General features: G+C 71.9%; 17 protein-coding genes. 6 read left to right on the top strand and 11 right to left on the bottom strand.

Going from position 1 to position 16,987, the window contains the following annotated elements; translation table 11 throughout:
* Positions 1-7: 7 nt before the first annotated feature.
* The 7 genes from ETU37_RS20910 to glnA form a co-directional block, all read right to left on the bottom strand.
* Positions 8-676 carry a hypothetical protein gene (locus tag ETU37_RS20910; RefSeq protein ID WP_206054098.1) on the bottom strand — a complete coding sequence of 223 codons (669 nt, stop codon included), beginning with the start codon at positions 674-676 and terminating at the stop codon, positions 8-10.
* 138 nt (positions 677-814) lie between these two features.
* Entirely contained in the window at positions 815-1,222 is a 408-nt protein-coding gene (locus tag ETU37_RS20905; RefSeq protein ID WP_165372625.1) for a nuclear transport factor 2 family protein, read from the bottom strand.
* Positions 1,223-1,481: 259 nt separating this feature from the next.
* Positions 1,482-4,466: a bifunctional [glutamine synthetase] adenylyltransferase/[glutamine synthetase]-adenylyl-L-tyrosine phosphorylase gene (locus ETU37_RS20900; RefSeq protein WP_129989276.1), complete on the bottom strand. Its 2,985-nt coding sequence runs from the start codon at positions 4,464-4,466 to the stop codon at positions 1,482-1,484.
* A gap of 12 nt (positions 4,467-4,478) precedes the next feature.
* Complete coding sequence (locus tag ETU37_RS20895; protein ID WP_129989275.1) at positions 4,479-5,222, bottom strand: type 1 glutamine amidotransferase; 744 nt, start codon at positions 5,220-5,222, stop codon at positions 4,479-4,481.
* Positions 5,219-5,599, bottom strand: a complete 381-nt coding sequence (locus ETU37_RS20890; RefSeq protein WP_129989274.1) for a hypothetical protein — start codon at positions 5,597-5,599, stop codon at positions 5,219-5,221. The genes ETU37_RS20895 and ETU37_RS20890 overlap by 4 nt, the downstream gene beginning before the upstream one ends.
* A complete protein-coding gene (locus ETU37_RS20885; RefSeq protein WP_129989273.1) occupies positions 5,596-5,973 on the bottom strand; it encodes a hypothetical protein in 378 nt (125 codons plus the stop codon). Before ETU37_RS20885 ends, ETU37_RS20890 begins: the two co-directional genes overlap by 4 nt.
* A 71-nt stretch (positions 5,974-6,044) precedes the next feature.
* Positions 6,045-7,349, bottom strand: coding sequence for a type I glutamate--ammonia ligase (glnA, locus tag ETU37_RS20880; RefSeq protein WP_240755893.1), 1,305 nt, complete (start codon positions 7,347-7,349; stop codon positions 6,045-6,047).
* Between the two features lie 230 nt (positions 7,350-7,579).
* Between glnA and ETU37_RS20875 the strand changes: the two genes are divergently transcribed.
* Complete coding sequence (locus ETU37_RS20875) at positions 7,580-8,545, top strand: amidohydrolase family protein (protein WP_129989271.1); 966 nt, start codon at positions 7,580-7,582, stop codon at positions 8,543-8,545.
* Positions 8,527-9,102 (top strand): cysteine dioxygenase, encoded by a 576-nt coding sequence (locus ETU37_RS20870; protein ID WP_129989270.1) that lies wholly within the window; start codon positions 8,527-8,529, stop codon positions 9,100-9,102. The genes ETU37_RS20875 and ETU37_RS20870 overlap by 19 nt, the downstream gene beginning before the upstream one ends.
* An 18-nt stretch (positions 9,103-9,120) precedes the next feature.
* On the opposite strand, the gene ETU37_RS20865 is transcribed toward ETU37_RS20870, so the two are convergent.
* Positions 9,121-11,166, bottom strand: a complete 2,046-nt coding sequence (locus tag ETU37_RS20865; protein WP_129989269.1) for an NAD(+) synthase — start codon at positions 11,164-11,166, stop codon at positions 9,121-9,123.
* Between the two features lie 140 nt (positions 11,167-11,306).
* Here ETU37_RS20865 and panB point away from each other — a divergent pair, with 140 nt between their 5' ends.
* Positions 11,307-12,161 (top strand): 3-methyl-2-oxobutanoate hydroxymethyltransferase, encoded by an 855-nt coding sequence (gene panB / locus ETU37_RS20860; RefSeq protein WP_129989268.1) that lies wholly within the window; start codon positions 11,307-11,309, stop codon positions 12,159-12,161.
* Positions 12,162-12,186: 25 nt separating this feature from the next.
* Here the strand turns inward: panB and ETU37_RS20855 are convergent, their stop codons facing one another.
* A complete protein-coding gene (locus ETU37_RS20855) occupies positions 12,187-12,435 on the bottom strand; it encodes a hypothetical protein (RefSeq protein ID WP_129989267.1) in 249 nt (82 codons plus the stop codon).
* A gap of 258 nt (positions 12,436-12,693) precedes the next feature.
* Here ETU37_RS20855 and ETU37_RS20850 point away from each other — a divergent pair, with 258 nt between their 5' ends.
* On the top strand, positions 12,694-13,170 hold the full coding sequence (locus ETU37_RS20850) for a histone H1-like repetitive region-containing protein (protein WP_165372624.1): 477 nt from the start codon (positions 12,694-12,696) through the stop codon (positions 13,168-13,170).
* A gap of 75 nt (positions 13,171-13,245) precedes the next feature.
* Here ETU37_RS20850 and ETU37_RS20845 read toward each other — a convergent pair whose 3' ends face one another.
* A complete protein-coding gene (locus tag ETU37_RS20845) occupies positions 13,246-13,440 on the bottom strand; it encodes a hypothetical protein (RefSeq protein WP_129989265.1) in 195 nt (64 codons plus the stop codon).
* 85 nt (positions 13,441-13,525) lie between these two features.
* On the opposite strand from ETU37_RS20845, the gene map reads away from it, so the two are divergent.
* Positions 13,526-14,374, top strand: a complete 849-nt coding sequence (map, locus tag ETU37_RS20840; RefSeq protein WP_240755866.1) for a type I methionyl aminopeptidase — start codon at positions 13,526-13,528, stop codon at positions 14,372-14,374.
* 16 nt (positions 14,375-14,390) lie between these two features.
* Here map and ETU37_RS20835 read toward each other — a convergent pair whose 3' ends face one another.
* Complete coding sequence (locus ETU37_RS20835) at positions 14,391-14,831, bottom strand: tetratricopeptide repeat protein (protein WP_206054096.1); 441 nt, start codon at positions 14,829-14,831, stop codon at positions 14,391-14,393.
* Positions 14,832-14,929: 98 nt separating this feature from the next.
* Between ETU37_RS20835 and ETU37_RS20830 the strand changes: the two genes are divergently transcribed.
* Positions 14,930-16,852, top strand: a complete 1,923-nt coding sequence (locus ETU37_RS20830) for a M3 family metallopeptidase (protein WP_206054094.1) — start codon at positions 14,930-14,932, stop codon at positions 16,850-16,852.
* The last annotated feature ends 135 nt before the right edge of the window (positions 16,853-16,987 follow it).

Genomic DNA, 16,987 nt, shown 5'->3' with positions numbered 1-16,987 from the left:
CTCACCCTCACGGTGCACGGCCGCTCGAGGCCGCCTCCGCTCGCTGCCGGATCCCGAGGAGCATCCGACGCATCATCGGGAAGTCGCCGAGCTCGAGCAGGAGCAGCGAGAAGACCGAGACGGTCTTGTGGCTCCAGTCGAGGTGCGCGCGCAACCGGGTCACGACCCGGGTGCGGCCACCGGGGAGCTCCGTGAGCTTCCACGACCAGGTGCTCAGCGGTTGCTGCCAGAGCAGCCACCGATTCGTCTCGAAGCCGGCGACCCTGAACGCCGTCGTGTCGCTGGGGTTGGGCGACATCGGAACCCACTGACCGATCTCGAGGTGCTGGAACTCCGGCAGGATCTCGCGGGCACTGGGGTGGCCGAGGTTGTCGAGGAGGTCGTTGGCGTAGAAGCCGGCCTTGAGGCATCCGATCTGGACCAGCCACGGCCAGACGGCCTCAGGTGGCGCGTCGATGGTGATCGCGCGGGTGGCCACGGAAGCCACTTCGGTGATCAGCTCGTCACCCGGCATCTCCGCGCCCACCTCGTGATCGGTGGCTCCCCAGCGTTGGTGCCAGGAGCGCACGAGGGGCGCGGTCGCGAACCGAGGCAGGTCGGCGATCACGGACCCGACCTCCCGGGCGAGCTCCGTCGCGGTCGGCCGGGGACGCCGCTTCTCGTAGGTCGTCGTCATCGGGGAGCTCCTCCCGGTCGGCTCGGGCTCGGCGCCCGTCACCCGTCCTGGGGGCGCCGACTGCTCCTAGACAACCGCGACCACCTCGTCCCGCCCAGAGGCCAAGGGCCCGGTCGGTACGTCGGGCCTGCCCCGGCTTCACGGGGGCGGCGGCGCCGGGTCCGCCCTCGCCTCGGCGCGCCAGGGTGCTCGCCAGGGAGCGGGCTCCCAGCCGTCCATGATGTAGATCCGCTCGTGGGCCACACGATCGCCCTCGAGCTCCATGATGCTGACGGTGAACATCCACGGCGCGCGGTCGTAGCTGATCAGGTACTCGGTGACCACGAGGTCGTCGCGGTGCGAGATGCGACGCAGGTGGAACGCGAGCTCGGCCGGGTACTGGCGCCGCCACTCGCGGAAGTTCGCGACACCCTCGAAGCGCTCCCCCGACTGCGGGAACTCGAGCACCGCGTTCTCGTGGTAGATCTCGTGGGCGCGGTCCTCGTCCTTGCCGGAGTACTCCCAGTGCCGGCGCAAGGCAGCGAGGAGCTGGGGTTCGTCGAGCATCACGGCCTCCTGTGGCTCGCGGTCCGTCGCGATGGGCGACGACGACGGGTTCACTCCCACCGTGCGCCTGCTCGGTGGCGGCCGGCCATGGCCCGACCGGGCTCGTCCCGCCCCGGGCGGACCGCCGAGTCGGCGCATCCTGCCGGTGGCTCGTCCGGAGCGGACGCCGTACTTCCCCAGGCGGATGGACGCTTCCCACGCGGAATGCCGCTTGTTGAGCGTCCATAACCCCGCGTTACAGCCGGTCCGTCGGACGGGCTCAGCCCCAGAACACGCGCTCGACGACCTGGCGGGCCCGGCGGGTGACCCGGAGGTAGTCGTCGACGAGCTTGTCGGACTGTCCGGGCGCGTAGCCGCGGATGTGCGCGACGGCGGCGCGCTCGCGGGTGTCACGCGGCAGCTGGTCGGAGCCCTTGCCGCGCACCTGCACGATCGCGTTGCGCAGGCCGCTCGCCATCCGCCACGCCGCGGCGAGCGACTGCGCGTCGGCGAGCCCGATCAGCTCGGCCTCGACGGCGGCCTCGAGCGCGTCGAGGGTGCGCGTGGTGCGCAGGCCCTCGACCCGGCCGGCGTGCTGCATCTGCAGCAGCTGGACCGTCCACTCGACGTCGGCGAGCCCACCGCGGCCGAGCTTGAGGTGGGTGGCGGGGTCGGCGCCGCGAGGCAGGCGCTCGGCGTCGACGCGGGCCTTGATCCGCTGCACCTCGCGTACGTCGTCCGTGGCGATGCCCTGGGCCGGGAAGCGCAGCGGGTCGATCAGCTCGCGGAAGCGCCGACGCAGGTCTGGGTCGCCGATCGACGGGTCGGCCCGCAGCAGCGCCTGTGCCTCCCACACCGCCGACCACTTCGCGTAGTAGCCGGCGTACGACTCGATGGTGCGCACCAGCGGGCCCGACCGGCCCTCGGGCCGCAGGTCCGCGTCGACGGCGAGCTCGGGGTCGGTGCCGGGCAGCGCGAGCAGCCGCCGCAGCTCCTGGACCACCTCGTGGGCCGCCCGGGACGCCTCCTGCGACGACGCGCCCTCGAGCGGGTCGTGCACGAACATGACGTCGGCATCGCTGCCGAACCCGAGCTCGGCTCCGCCGAACCGTCCCATCGCGATGATCGCCATCCGTGTCGGCAGCGGGGCACGCCGCTCGGCCTCGATCGCCGACGTCGCCACGGTGAGCGCGGCGTCGAGCGTCGCGCTGGTGATGTCGCTCAGCGCGTAGCCGATGTCGGCCACGTCGAGGTCCTCGACGAGGTCGGCCACCGCGATCCGGAACAGCTCGCGCCGCCGGATCGCGCGCAGCGCCGTGATCGCCTCCACCGGGTCGTCGTGCCGGCGCGCGGCGGCGTCCATCTCCTTGTCGAGCGCCTCGCGGGTCAGCGGCACGAGGCCGTCGTCCTCGCCGAGCATCCGGACGCCCTCGGGCGCACGCTGCAGCAGGTCGGTGCCGAAGCGGCTGGAGGCCAGCACGGTGGCGAGCCGCTGCGCGACCTGCCCCTCGTCACGCAGCGTCTTGAGGTACCAGTGCGTGGACCCGAGCGCGTCGGAGATCCGCCGGAAGCCGAGCAGCCCCGCGTCGGGGTTGGGCGACTCCGCGAACCACTCCAGCATCGCCGGCAGCAGGGTCCGCTGGATGCTGGCGGTCCGGCTCACCCCGGCGGTGAGCGCCTCGAGGTGGCGCATCGCGGCGACCGGGTCCTCGTAGCCGAGCGCCGCCAGCCGGGTCTGCGCCGCCTCCGGCGACAGCCGCACCTCGTCCCCGGGGAGCTTGGCGACGGCCGCGAGAAGGGGGCGGTAGAAGAGCTTCTCGTGCAGCCGGCGGACCTCGCGCTTGTGCCGCTTCCACTGCCGCTCGAGCTCGTCGGCCGGGTCCTTCCGCAGCCCCATCGCGCGGCCGAGGCAGCGCAGCGCGTGCTCGTCTGTCGGTACGACGTGCGTCCGGCGGAGCTGGGCGAGCTGCATGCGGTGCTCGAGGGCGCGCAGGAACCGGTAGGACTCGTCGAGGGCCGCGCCGTCCTCCCGCCCGACGTACCCGCCGCGGGTGAGGTGGGCGAGCGCGCTCAGCGTCGTGGGCCAGCGGACGTCGACATCGGCGCGGCCGTGCACCATCTGCAGCAGCTGGACCGCGAACTCCACGTCCCGCAGGCCGCCCGCACCGAGCTTCAGCTGCCGGTCGGCATGGGCGGCCGGGATGTGCTCGATGACCCGGCGGCGCATCGACTGCACGTCGGTGACGAAGCCCTCGCGCTCGGCGGCGGTCCACACCATCGGCGAGACGATCTCGACGTACTCCCGCCCGAGGGCCAGGTCGCCGGCCACCGGCCGCGCCTTGAGCAGGGCCTGGAACTCCCAGGTCTTGGCCCACCGCCCGTAGTAGCCCTGGTGGCTGGCCAGCGTGCGGACCAGCGGGCCGGCCTTGCCCTCGGGGCGCAGCGCGGCGTCGACCGGCCAGATCGTGCCCTCGCCGGTGTGGTCGGAGCAGATCCGCATCAGGTGCGAGGCGAGCTGGGTGCCGGCCCGCAGCGCGGCGACCTCGTCGTGCCCCTCGGCCGGCTCGGCCACGAAGATCACGTCGACGTCGCTGACGTAGTTGAGCTCGTGCCCGCCGCACTTGCCCATCGCGACGACCGCGAGACGGACGGACTCGGCCGCCTCCCCCATCCGGGCCCGCGCGATCGCGAGGGCCGCCTCGAGGGTCGCGGCCGCCAGGTCGGAGAGCTCCGCGGCGACGTCGTCCACGCCGACGTCGTGGGAGAGGTCGCGCGCGGCGAGGCGCAGCAGCAGCCGCCGGTACTGCACGCGCAGCACGTCGACCGCCTCTCCGTCCGGCAGGGTGGCGACAGGGGTCTCGTCGGCCGGGTCGGCGCCGACGGCCTCGAGCATCCGGCCGCGCACGTGGAACGCCGCCGGCCTCGTCGAGCCGAGCGTCGGGTCGGTGAGGTCGCGCCAGTGCTCCGGGTGCCGCAGCAGGTGGTCGCCCAGGGCCGAGCTCGCGCCGAGCACCCCCAGCAGCCGCATCGCGGTGCCCTCGTCGGAGGCCACGGCCTCGAGCATCGCGTCGCGCTCGTCGACCCGGTCGGCGAGGTCGGCCAGGTACCACGCGGCCTGGTCGGGGTCGGCCGCGACCGAGCCGAGGTGCATCAGCACGTCGGCGTGCGGGCCGATCCGTTCCAGGGCGGCCGTCGACCGCTCGACGTCACGGAAGCCCAGCCGGGCGAGCTGCCCGGCCGCCGTGGACAGCCGCCCGTCGCTCACGACCTCAGGACCTCACGACACCGCGGAGGTCGGCTGCGGTCGCCCGCTCCGGGTGAGGGCGAGGAACCGCTCGGCGAGCGGGCGCCAGGTCCGGCGCATCTCCTGCTCGGCGTCGGCGACCGCAGCGACGTGGAAGTCGACGTCGATCCCGCGCTCGGCGGCGTCGTCGCGGTCCTCGTCGACCCAGGTCCGGATGATCTCGTGGCCGGCCTCGGGGTGCCACTGCACGCCCCACACCGTGGGGGCGAACCGGGCGGCCTGCACCTCGCCGGCGGCGGTTTCCGCGAGCAGGACGGCACCGTCGGGCAGCCGCGTCACGATGTCGTTGTTCCACTGCACGGCGCGCACCGGTCCGGCGGTCGCCCCGAACAGCTCGTCCGCGACGGCCTCGTCGTGCCAGCCGACGTCGAGCACGCCGATCTGCTGCCCACGCGGGTTGCGCACGACCTCCCCGCCCAGCGCGACCGCGCAGAGCTGGTGACCGAGGCAGATGCCCCAGGTGGGTACGCCGCGGTCGGCGCCCTCGCGGATCAGCGCCTTCGTCGCGGTCAGCCAGGCGTGGTCGGCGTCGTCGTCGGCGCCCATCGAGCCGCCGAGCACGAGCAGACCGGCGTAGCCGGCGAGCGACGCCGGCAGGTCGTCGCCGAGGTACGGGTGGCGTACGTCGAGCGTGGCGCCGGCCTCGGTCAGCCAGTCACCGACCCAGCCGGTGGGGCAGTCGGTCTCGTGCTGCACGACGAGGATCGGGGCGCTCACGCGGCCGAATCTACTGGTTCCTCCCACGGGAACGCGCACACGACCAGGACCAGGCCGGCGAGGTGCGGGACGAGGAACATCGTGTCCTCGCGGACCTGGCCGGCGGTCAGCGCCACGACGAGCGCGCCGTACAGCGTGGCGACCACGTCGCCGGCCCTCCTGTTCCGGACGCGGACCGCCAGCGCGACGCCCGGCAGCACCGCCAGGACGCCCACGAGGACCGCGGCCCAGGTGAGCAGGTCTGCCAGCAGGTCGCCCAGCCCACCGAGCCCGGACACGGCCGCGGCGAGCACGAGGGCGCCGACCACGACCCAGAGGCCGGACACGGCGTACCCGACCAGGAGCAGGGTGGCGAGCCGGCCACGCAGCGTCGTCACGGCCTGCCCGCTTCGGTGCCGATCGCGGAGACGACCAGCAGGCCCGGGACCACCAGCAGGGCGAACAGCGGGTGGTAGAACACCCCGAACGGCACAACGGCCAGGACCCCGAGCACCCCCGCCGCGAGCGCCCACCGGTGGGCGGTCGGGCGGCCGGACCACAGCCGACGCAGCGCCAGCACCGCGACCGTCGCCGGCACCGCCACGACCCCCAGCGCGGCCAGGCCCAGGCCGAGGCCGAGCCCGTCGAACATCTCCCCCGAGTACTGCAGGTCGTCGCCCACCATCCAGAGGCCCGGCACGGCGCCGGCCAGCGCAGCCAGCAGGAGCAGGACGAGGAGCCCGGCGAGGTAGCGGTCGACTGCGCGTGTCATGCCCTCAGAGTGCGCCCGCGCGACCCGCGGGCGGATCCGTACGGGTACTCAGATCGACCGGGTGCGACGCGTCAGAGCACCGGCAGCATCAGGTCGCGCTCGAAGGTCGAGACCTGGATGCGGTACTCCTCCCACTCCTTGCGCTTGTTGCGCAGGAAGAAGTCGTAGACGTGCTCGCCGAGCGTCTCCGCCAGCAGCTCCGAGGACTCGGCCACCTGGATCGCGTCGTACAGGCTCTTGGGCAGCGGGTCGATGCCCAGCGACTTGCGTTCGCGCTCGGTCAGCGACCAGACGTCGTCCTCGGCCTCGCGCGGCAGCTCGTAGCCCTCCTCGATGCCCTTGAGGCCGGCGGCGAGGATCACCGCGAAGGAGAGGTACGGGTTGCAGGCGGAGTCGATCGTCCGCAGCTCCATGCGGGTCGACTGGCCCTTGTTGGGCTTGTACATCGGCACCCGGATCATCGCGGAGCGGTTGTTGTGCCCCCAGCAGATGTACGACGGCGCCTCGCCGCCCCACATCAGCCGCTTGTAGGAGTTCACCCACTGGTTGGTGACGACGGTGATCTCGGAGGCGTGCCGGAGGACACCGGCGATGAACTGCCGTCCGACCGTCGAGAGCTGGTACTCCGAGCCGGCGGCGAAGAAGGCGTTGCGGTCGCCCTCGAAAAGCGACACGTGGGTGTGCATGCCGGAGCCGGGGTGCGTGGTGAACGGCTTGGGCATGAACGTCGCCCAGATGCCCTGCGACAGCGCGACCTCACGCACGACGGTGCGGAAGGTCATGATGTTGTCGGCGGTCGACAGCGCGTCGGCGTACCGGAGGTCGATCTCCTGCTGACCCGGCCCGCCCTCGTGGTGGCTGAACTCCACCGAGATTCCCATCGCCTCGAGCATCGTGATGGCCTCGCGACGGAAGTCGGAGCCCATGCTCTGCGCGGTGTGGTCGAAGTAGCCGCTGCGGTCCACCGGCACCGGCTCGGCGCCCGGCTCCGGGGTGTCCTTGAACAGGTAGAACTCGACCTCGGGGTGCGTGTAGAAGGTGAAGCCCGCCTCGGCCGCCTTCGACAGCGTGCGCTTGAGCACGAACCGCGGGTCGGCGTACGACGGGGACCCGTCGGGCATCACGATGTCGCAGAACATGCGAGCCGTGGCCGGGCCCTCACCGCGCCACGGCAGGATCTGGAACGTCGACGGGTCGGGCTTGGCCAGCATGTCGGCCTCGTAGACGCGGGCGAAGCCCTCGATCGCCGACCCGTCGAAGCCGATGCCCTCGGAGAACGCGCCCTCGAGCTCGGCGGGGGCGATCGCGACGGACTTCAGCGACCCCAGGACGTCGGTGAACCACAGCCGGACGAAGCGCACGTCGCGCTCCTCCAGAGCGCGGAGTACGAAGTCTTCCTGCTTGCCCATCGATGCTCCTGTCTCGCACGAGATGCCTTGACCGCCGGACAGTCTGACTCTCCCATGTTTCGCAGCGGTGACGGGCACCGCCTCGCCCCCGTGGGCACGCGCCGACGTCCGATCCTGAGGTCCTTCGGCGCGTCGCTCCTTCCCAGTTAAGTCGAGTGATTTACTATAGTTATCCGAGGACCTGGAGGGAGGACCCCATGCCATCTGCCGTCGATCTGCACCAGCACCTGTGGCCGGAGCCGCTCGTGGACCGGCTGCGGGCGCGCGCCCGCGCACCGTTCCTGCGGGGCTGGACCCTGCACACCCGGGGTGAGGCGCCGTACGACGTCACGCCGGGGGACCACGACGCCACCGCGCGGACCTCCGCCGACGAGGCCGCCGGGGTGGGCCTCGCCTGCGTCTCCCTCTCCGCCCCGCTGGGCGTGGAGTACCTCGTCCGCCCCGAGGCGGGCGCCCTGCTCGACGTCTGGCACGAGAGCGTCCGCGACCTGCCCGAGCACTTCCGTGCCTGGGCGTCGGTCCCGGTGGTCGACCCGGACCTCGACGACCTGGCCGGGCTGCTCGCCGAGGACGTCTTCGTCGGTCTCCAGGTGCCCGCCACCGACCTCGCCTCCCCCGCTGCGTGGGAGCGTGCCGGGTCGGTGCTGCGGGTGGCCGAGCGCGCCGGCAAGCCGGTGTTCGTGCACCCGGGGCCGGAGGTGACCCGGCCGCTGACCGGCAGCCTGCCGTCGTGGTGGGCGCCGGTGGTCGGCTACGCCACCCAGATGCAGACGGCGTGGTGGGGCTGGCACGCGGCCGGCGGGCGCGAGCTGTTCCCGCGGCTGCGGGTGCTGTTCGGCGCGGGCGCCGGCCTCGCACCGGTTCACCAGGAGCGCCACCTCGCCCGCGGCGGCGTGGCCACGACGGTCGACCCCGACGTCTACGTCGACACCTCGTCCTACGGTCCGCAGGCGCTCGACGCGCTGGTCCGCGTGCTCGGCATCGACGCCCTGGCACTGGGCAGCGACCGCCCCTACGGCCTGCCGGTCGACCGGCTGCTCGGGGAGGCGGCGACGTACGCCGTCCGCGAGGCCAACCCGCGCCGCGTGCTCACCGGCCACGACACGCCCCTGACGCTGCCCGTCCCCGAGCGGGAGGTGCCCACGTGGCGACGAGCCAGCTGACCCGCACCGCGGCGGTCCCGGCGGCCGCCGCGGTGCCGGTCGGCGAAGCCGCCGGGAGCCTCTCGCTGAGCGGTCTCCCGGGCCGCGACCTGACCCCCGAGGAGTGCCGTGCGCTGGCCGCGAGCGTCGCGGACGACCCGGACACGTGGACGCACCTCGTCGGCTTCGACGACGACGAGCGGGTCTACGCGTCCCTCCACCGTGACGCGCACGTCGACGTCTGGCTGCTGTGCTGGACACCGGCCAACGACACCGGCTGGCACGACCACGACATCTCCTCCGGCGCGGTCGCCGTCGTCGCGGGCGAGCTCGTCGAGAACAACCTCGCGCTCGGCACCGGCCCTGGGGGCGGCGTCGAGACGCCGGTCACCGAGGGGCTGGCGTTCTGCTTCGGCCCCGACCACATCCACCGGCTCAACGGTGCGCGGGCGGGCTCGGTGTCCGTGCACGTCTACAGCCCGCCCCTGTGGCGGATGGGCCAGTACGCCGTGAGCGACGACGGCGTGCTGCGCCGGATCTCCGTGTCGTACGCCGACGAGCTGCGACCGCTGGACTGATCGCGCCCTCCCCTGGGGCTAGAACTTCGGCACGTTGCGCTCGAGCTCGTCGAGCCAGACCCGAGCGTTGCCGTCGGAGGGCGCGCGCCAGTCGCCCCGCGGCGAGAGCGAGCCGCCCGCCACGACCTTGGGCCCGTTGGGCAGCGCGGAGCGCTTGAACTGGCTGAACGCGAAGAACCGGTTCACGAACACCTCGAGCCAGCGCCGGATGGTGGGCAGGTCGTAGGCGACCCGGCGCGCGTCGTCGAACCCGGGCGGCCACGCGCCCCGCTCCATGTCGGACCACGCGTGCTCGGCGAGGAACGCGATGCGGCTCGGCGGGTAGCCGTAGCGCAGCACGTGGAAGAGCGTGAAGTCCTGCAGCGCGTAGGGACCGATCGCGCTCTCCGTGCTCTGCGGCTTCTCCCCCTTCTTCACCGGCACCAGCTCGGGCGAGATCTCCTGGTCGAGGATCTCCAGCAGCACCTCGCTGGATCCGGGCTCGAGCTGGTCGGTCGCGACGACCCAGCGGATGAGGTGCTGGATGAGCGTCTTGGGGATGCCGGCGTTGACGCCGTAGTGCGACATCTGGTCGCCCACGCCGTACGTGCACCAGCCGAGCGCCAGCTCCGACAGGTCACCGGTGCCGAGCACGATGCCGCCGCGGTGGTTGGCGATCCGGAACAGGTAGTCGGTGCGCAGGCCGGCCTGGACGTTCTCGAAGGTCACGTCGTACGTCGGCTCGCCGTCGGCGAACGGGTGGTCGAGGTCCTCGAGCATGCGGCGCGCGGCAGGGCGGATGTCGATCTCCTCGAACGTCACGCCGAGCGCCTGCGCGAGCCGGGTGGCGTTGTCCTTGGTCCCGGCGCTGGTCGCGAAGCCCGGCATGGTGATCGCGTGGATGTCGGTGCGCGGCCGCTTCAGCCGGTCCATCGCCTTCGCCGCGACGATCAGCGCGTGCGTCGAGTCGAGACCACCCGAGACGCCGATGACGATCTTGGGGTTGCCGATCGCGTTGAGCCGTTGCTCCAGGCCGGAGACCTGGATGTTGTAGGCCTCGTAGCAGTCGAGCGCCAGGCGCTCCGGGTCGTCGGGCACGAACGGGAACCGGTCGAGGTGCCGGCGCAGTCCGACGTCGCCGGCCGGCGGGACGAGGTCGACGTCGACCGTGCGGAACTCGCGGATCCGCGCGTCGTGGGTGCGGCGGTTGTCGTCGAACGTGCCCTGGCGCTGCCGCTCCTGGCGCAGCCGCAGCAGGTCGACGTCGGCGACCGCGCGGCGCGGTCCGTCGGGGAAGCGCTCGGTCTCGTCGAGCAGCTCGCCGCACTCGTAGACGAACGTCTGGCCGTCCCACGACAGGTCGGTGCTGGACTCGCCGAACCCCGCGGCGGCGTACACGTAGGCCGCCAGGCACCGCTTCGACGCGGACTGCGCGAGGATCTTGCGGTCCTCGGCCCGGCCGACGGTGATCGGGCTGCCCGAGATGTTGACCAGCACGGTGGCGCCGGCGAGCGCGGCCTCGGCGCTCGGCGGCACCGGCACCCACATGTCCTCGCAGACCTCGACGTGCAGCACCAGGCCGGGCACTTCCGGGGCCCGGAACAGCAGGTCGGGACCGAAGGGCACGTCCCGGCCGCCGAGCACGATCGACTGGCCGCGGCGGTCGTCGCCGGGCGCGAAGTGGCGCCGCTCGTAGAACTCGCGGTAGGTCGGGAGGTACGACTTGGGTGCGACGCCGAGCACCTCGCCGTCGTGCAGGACGACCGCGCAGTTGAGCACGCGGGTGCCCTGCCGCAGCGGTGCGCCCACCACCGTGAGCACGGACAGGCCGAGGGTCCCGTCGCGCAGGTCCTCGATCGCCTCCTCGACGGCGTCCAGCACCGGCTCCTGCAGCAGCAGGTCGTCGATCGCGTAGCCGGACAGCGTCAGCTCCGGGAACACCGCCACGGCGACGCCCTCGTCGGCGCACTCACGCAGTTCCGCGAGCACGGACGCGGCGTTGGCACGGGGGTCGGCGATCGCGGTCGTGATCGTGCACGCCGCGACCCGCGCGAAGCCCTGGTCGTAGGCCGAGGTGAAGTCCACGTCACGAGTCTGCCAGCCCGGGCGAGGCACGTCCCGACGTGACAGGCGACACAGGTGCCGCACGCCGTGCCGGGACTAGCCTGAGAGACGGTCCGGGGACTCCATCAGGGAGCCACGAGAACACGTCAGCGGAGGAACCCATGAGCGAGACGGCTGCCCCCTACGGCACCGGCCCGACGGCCCAGCAGACCAGCGCGCCGGTGCGTCGCGTGCGCACGCACCACCTGCGCGAGATGAAGGAGCGGGGCGAGCGCTTCGCCATGCTGACGGCGTACGAGATGTACGCCGCGCAGACCTTCGACGAGGCCGGCATCCAGGTGCTGCTGGTGGGCGACTCCGCCTCGAACAACGTCTACGGCAACGAGACCTCGCTGCCCGTCACCGTCGACGAGCTCGTGCCGCTGGTGCGCGCCGTCACCCGGTCGGCGCGCCGTGCCCTCGTCGTCGCCGACCTGCCGTTCGGCTCCTACCAGGCCTCGCCCGAGCAGGCCTTCCACACCGCGGTGCGGTTCATGAAGGAGGCCAACGCCCACGCGGTGAAGCTCGAGGGCGGGACCGAGATGGTGCCGCAGGTCGAGAAGCTCACCCAGTCGGGCATCCCGGTGATGGCGCACATCGGCTTCACGCCGCAGTCCGAGCACACCCTCGGCGGCTACCGCGTACAGGGTCGGGGCGACACCGCCACCCGCGTGCTCGACTCCGCCAAGGCGATGGAGGCCGCCGGCGCGTTCGCGCTCGTCATGGAGATGGTGCCCGGCGACGTGGCGGAGAAGGTCACCGCGGAGCTCACGATCCCGACGATCGGCATCGGCGCCGGCCCGCACTGCGACGGACAGGTGCTGGTGTGGCAGGACGCGTTCGGCCTGCGCACGGGACGGATGGCCAAGTTCGTCAAGCAGTACGCCGACGTGCACGGTGTGCTGCTCGACGCGGCGAGGCGCTACGCCGCCGACGTCGCCGACGGCTCGTTCCCCGGTCCCGAGCACACGTTCTGACCCGCTGGGCAAGGAGATCGTGCGATCAGCGCGGCACGAGCAGCATCACCGCGAACCACACGGCGATCGCGACGACGGGCAGTGCCATCGCGGCCTTCGGCCGACGGGTGAACCAGCGCACTGACAGGACGAGGAGCGCCAGCCAGACGAGTGGGAGCACGACCGTGTGGACGAAGCTCGGCATCGCGATCGCGACGTACGCATAGAGGAAGAAGGCGACGGCGAGCCCGCCGACCGCGAAGAACGGTCCCGACTTCTCGAAGTCCTGCTTCATCGTTCGCTTTCGTCGTGCGTGTGACTGTCGTGTGAGAATCATCAACAAAACAAGGGGTTCTGAGCAACTCCCATTGCTGGCCTCTATCCCAATCCGTTGATGTCGGCAATCGCGACACGCGCACGTACTTTTGCGATTTCGTTTACCTCGCTTGTCTTTGTCGGCAAGATTCTCTGCGAAGGGCGACCAGAGGCCGCCTACCAAGAGGGAACAGTGAAGCCGACACCGGGTCGGACTCTCGAACCAGGAGGCAGCAAGGTGCCTGCAGCAACGAAGACCGCGGCAAAGAAGTCGCCGGCCAAGAAGGCCGCCGCCACGAAGTCCACGGCGAAGAAGACGGCGGCCAAGAAGGCGCCCGCCAAGAAGACCACCACCAAGAAGGTCGCGGCGAAGAAGGCCCCCGCCAAGAAGACGACTGCGAAGAAGGCACCGGCCAAGAAGGTCGCGAAGAAGGCCGTGAAGAAGGCCGCGACGACCGCCAAGAAGACCGCGAAGAAGGCGACGGCGAAGAAGACCGCCGCGAAGAAGACCGCCACCAGGAAGACCGCGGCCAAGAAGGCTCCGGCGAAGAAGACCGCGGCCAAGAAGACCACGGCGGCGAAGAAGACGGCCACCAAGAAGGCGCCCGCCAAGACGACGGCCGCGAAGAAGACCGCCACCAAGAAGGTCGCGGCGGCCAAGAAGACCGGGGCCGCGAAGAAGACCGCTGCGAAGCGGACCGCGAAGAAGGCCTGACCGGACGCGACGAGGCCCCGGCACCCTCAGGGTGCCGGGGCCTCGTGCTGTGCCCGTAACGCTCGGCGGCCCGGCTCAGTCCTCCAGGTTCTCGTCGTTCCAGTTGGGATCGTTGTCCCACTCCTCGTTGCGCTCCTCGACCTTCTCGAGCGCCCGACCGGCCTCCTCGGCCGTCGCGTAGGGGCCGAGCCGATCGGCGTTGCGACAGCCGTCGCGGCCCTCCACCGTGTGGTGCTTGAGGCAGAACCAGTAGTCGCCGTCGTCACTCATGACCCGTCCTCCTCGTTGGTCCGGTCCGCGTCGGCGACGCGGACGACCCGATCGTTCCCGATGCCTCGGAAACTACACTCGACGCGTGTCCCCCATCTCCCCCGCCGCGATCTCTCCTCGGCGTCCCGTGCCCGCGCACATCGACCGGCCGGAGTACGTCGACCAGCCGGCCCCGCTTCCGTTCCGCGGCTCCGAGGTCAAGGACGCCGACACGATCGCCCGGATGCGCGTCGCGGGGCGGCTGGCCGCCCAGGCGCTGCAGCTGGTCGGCAAGCACGTCGCGCCGGGCATCACGACCGACGAGCTCGACGCGATCGGCCACGACTTCCTGGTGGAGAACGGCGCCTACCCCTCCACGCTCGGTTACAAGGGCTTTCCCAAGTCGCTGTGCAGCAGCGTCAACGAGGTGATCTGCCACGGCATCCCCGACAGCCGGGTGGTCGAGGACGGCGACATCGTCAACATCGACATCACCGCGTACGTCGACGGCGTGCACGGCGACACCAACGCGACGTTCCTCGCCGGTGACGTCGACGAGCAGACGCGGCTGCTCGTCGAGCGCACCGAGGAGTCCCTGCGCCGGGCGATCAAGGCCGTCCGCCCGGGGCGGCGGATGAACGTGATCGGCCGGGTCATCGAGTCCTACGCCAAGCGCTTCGGCTATGGCGTCGTGCGCGAGTTCACCGGGCACGGCATCGGCACGACGTTCCACAGCGGCCTGATCGTCCCGCACTTCGACAACCCCACCTACGACACGGTGATCGAACCGGGCATGACGTTCACCATCGAGCCGATGCTCTGCCTGGGCACTCACGAGTGGGAGATGTGGGACGACGACTGGACGGTCGTCACCAAGGACGGCAAGGCGAGCGCGCAGTTCGAGCACACCCTGCTCGTGACCGAGACGGGCGCGGAGGTGCTCACGCTCCCCTGACGCCGTCAGGGTTCCGTCAGGACAGCTTGTCGAGCGTGCCCTGCCGCTCGGCGAGGCGACGCTCCACGCGCAGCACCCCGGCCTCGTGCTCGGCGTCGCCCGACATCACGGCGGCCAGACGGAGGTGCGGCAGCGCGTCGGCGTACCGGGACTGGCGCTCCAGCACGCGACCGAGCGCGAAGCGCGCCCACACGTCGCTCGGGTCGAGCTCGACGATGCGGGTCAGGTCGGCCTCCGCGCGGCCCAGCTGGGCGCTCTTGAAGTACGCCCAGGCGCGCAGCGTGCGCAGCCCCGTCGACATCGGCTCGGCCGCGACGGCGGGGTCGAGCAGCTCGATCGCCTCGAGCGGAGCGGACGCCTCGAGCAGGCGCCAGGCCTCCTGGTACGCGTCCGCCGGGTGGCGGTCGCCCTCGGGAGCTCGCATCCCCTGAGGAAGCTCGAACGGTGGCAGCGACACGGTGACTCCTCCCTCTCGTCCCGGTGTCCTCTCGAACGTACTCCGCGCCCACGGCATTCCCGCGCACCTGCGGCCCCGGCGCCGCGTAGGGTGCCAGCGTGCTGCCGCTCGAGCTCCCCGCCCGCCCCGACGACCGTGACGCCTGGGCCTCCTTCCTGGTCTCCCGCTGCGACGACAACCTCGACGCCGTGCGGCGTACCGCTGACGCGATCGCGGCCGAGCCCGGCGACGCGGCGCGCGTGCTGGAGCGCTGGAACGAGCTGACCGTCGCGCTGCTCAACGCCACCACCGCCGCCGGGCTGCTGGGCCAGGCCCACCCCGACGCCGCGATCCGCGACCGCGCGGACGCCGCGGAGCAGGCCGTCGCGGCCACGACCAACGAGGTGCGCCAGGACCGCCGCCTCTACGACGCGCTCTCCGCCGTCGACGCCGACGGTCTCGACGACGACGCGACCCGGATGCTGGAGATGGCGCTGCGCGACTTCCGTCGGGCCGGCGTCGACCGCGACGACACGACGCGCGAACGGCTGCGCGACCTCGCAGAGCGAGACAAGACGCTGTCCCAGACGTTCGAGCGCAACGTGAGCGACGACGTGCGTGAGGTGCGGCTGCGGCCCGAGCAGCTCGACGGGCTGCCCGACGACTACGTCGAGGCGCACCCGGTGGGCGACGACGGGCTCGTGACGATCACGACCGACTACCCGGACGTGTTCCCGTTCCGCACGTTCGCGACGGACCGCGACGCGCGGCACGCGCTGTACGAGCAGTTCGACAACCGGGGCTGGCCGGTCAACGACCCGATCCTTCGGGAGCTGACCGAGATCCGGCGCGAGCGCGCCCGCCTGCTCGGCTACGACGGCTGGCCCGACTACGACGCCGAGGTCCGGATGATCGGCTCCGAGGCCGCGATCCGCGACTTCGTCGAGCGGCTCGACCGGGCCGCCGGGCCGGCCTCCGACCGCGACCTCGCGACGCTCGTCGAGCGGCAGTGCGAGGACCTTCCCGACCTGGCGTCGATGAGCTGGGCCGACGTCAACTACTACGCCCAGGTCGTGTGCCGTGAGCGCCTCGGGCTGGACGCCCAGGAAGTGCGCCGCTACTTCGCCTTCGACAAGGTGCGTGCGGGACTGCTGGATGTGACATCGCGGCTCTTCGGGCTCGAGTACACCGAGCGCCCCGACGTTCCCACCTGGCACGAGGACGTGACGACGTACGACGTCTCCGCCGAGGGCGCCCTGCTCGGCCGGATCTACCTCGACCTGCACCCGCGGGACGGGAAGTTCAAGCACGCCGCGCACTTCCCGCTGGTCAAGGGCGTGCGCGACGTGCAGCTGCCGCAGTCGGCGCTGCTGTGCAACCTGCCGCGCGGGCTGATGACGCACGGCGACGTGGTCACGCTCTTCCACGAGTTCGGCCACCTGATCCACGCCGTGGTCGGCGGCCGGCAGCACTGGGCGCGGTTCAGCGGCGTCGCGACCGAGCGCGACTTCATCGAGGCGCCGAGCCAGATGCTCGAGGAGTGGGCCTGGGACGCCGACGTTCTCGCGTCGTTCGCCACCGACGACGCCGGCACGCCCATCCCGGCCGAGCTGGTCGCCACGATGCGCGCCGCGCAGGAGTTCGGCCGCGGCTTCGACGTCCGGGTGCAGATCTTCTACGCCGCGATCTCGGTCGGCATCCACGCCGACGTGCCCGACGACCTCACGTCGTACATCGACGACCTCGCGAAGCACTACATGCCGTTCGAGCGACTCGACGGCACGCACAAGCACACGTCGTTCGGCCACCTCGCCGACGAGGGCTACGGGTCGTCGTACTACACGTACCTCTGGAGCCTGGTCATCGCGAAGGACCTGTTCTCGGCGTTCGACCACGACGACCTGTTGGCGCCCGACGTCGCGCGACGCTACCGCGACACGGTCCTGGCCGCCGGCGGCTCGCGCGACGCCGCCGACCTGGTCGAGTCGTTCCTCGGCCGCCCGACGAACACCGACGCCTTCGACCGCTGGCTCACCGGCTGACGCCCGCTTCCGCCGACCCGGCTCGAACCTCCCACGCAGACCCGCCGACCCGGCTCGAACCTCGCGCCGCGAGAGCGCGAGTCGGCGCATCTTGCCCTCCCAGCCCTGCCGAGTCGGCGCGTCCTGCCCCTTCAG

It is taken from the genome of Nocardioides iriomotensis, from assembly GCF_004168035.1.
In the GTDB taxonomy this organism is placed as follows: domain Bacteria; phylum Actinomycetota; class Actinomycetes; order Propionibacteriales; family Nocardioidaceae; genus Nocardioides_B; species Nocardioides_B iriomotensis.
The sequence above is the reverse complement of the archived record's forward strand: the minus strand, read 5'-3'. Positions and strand labels throughout refer to the sequence as shown.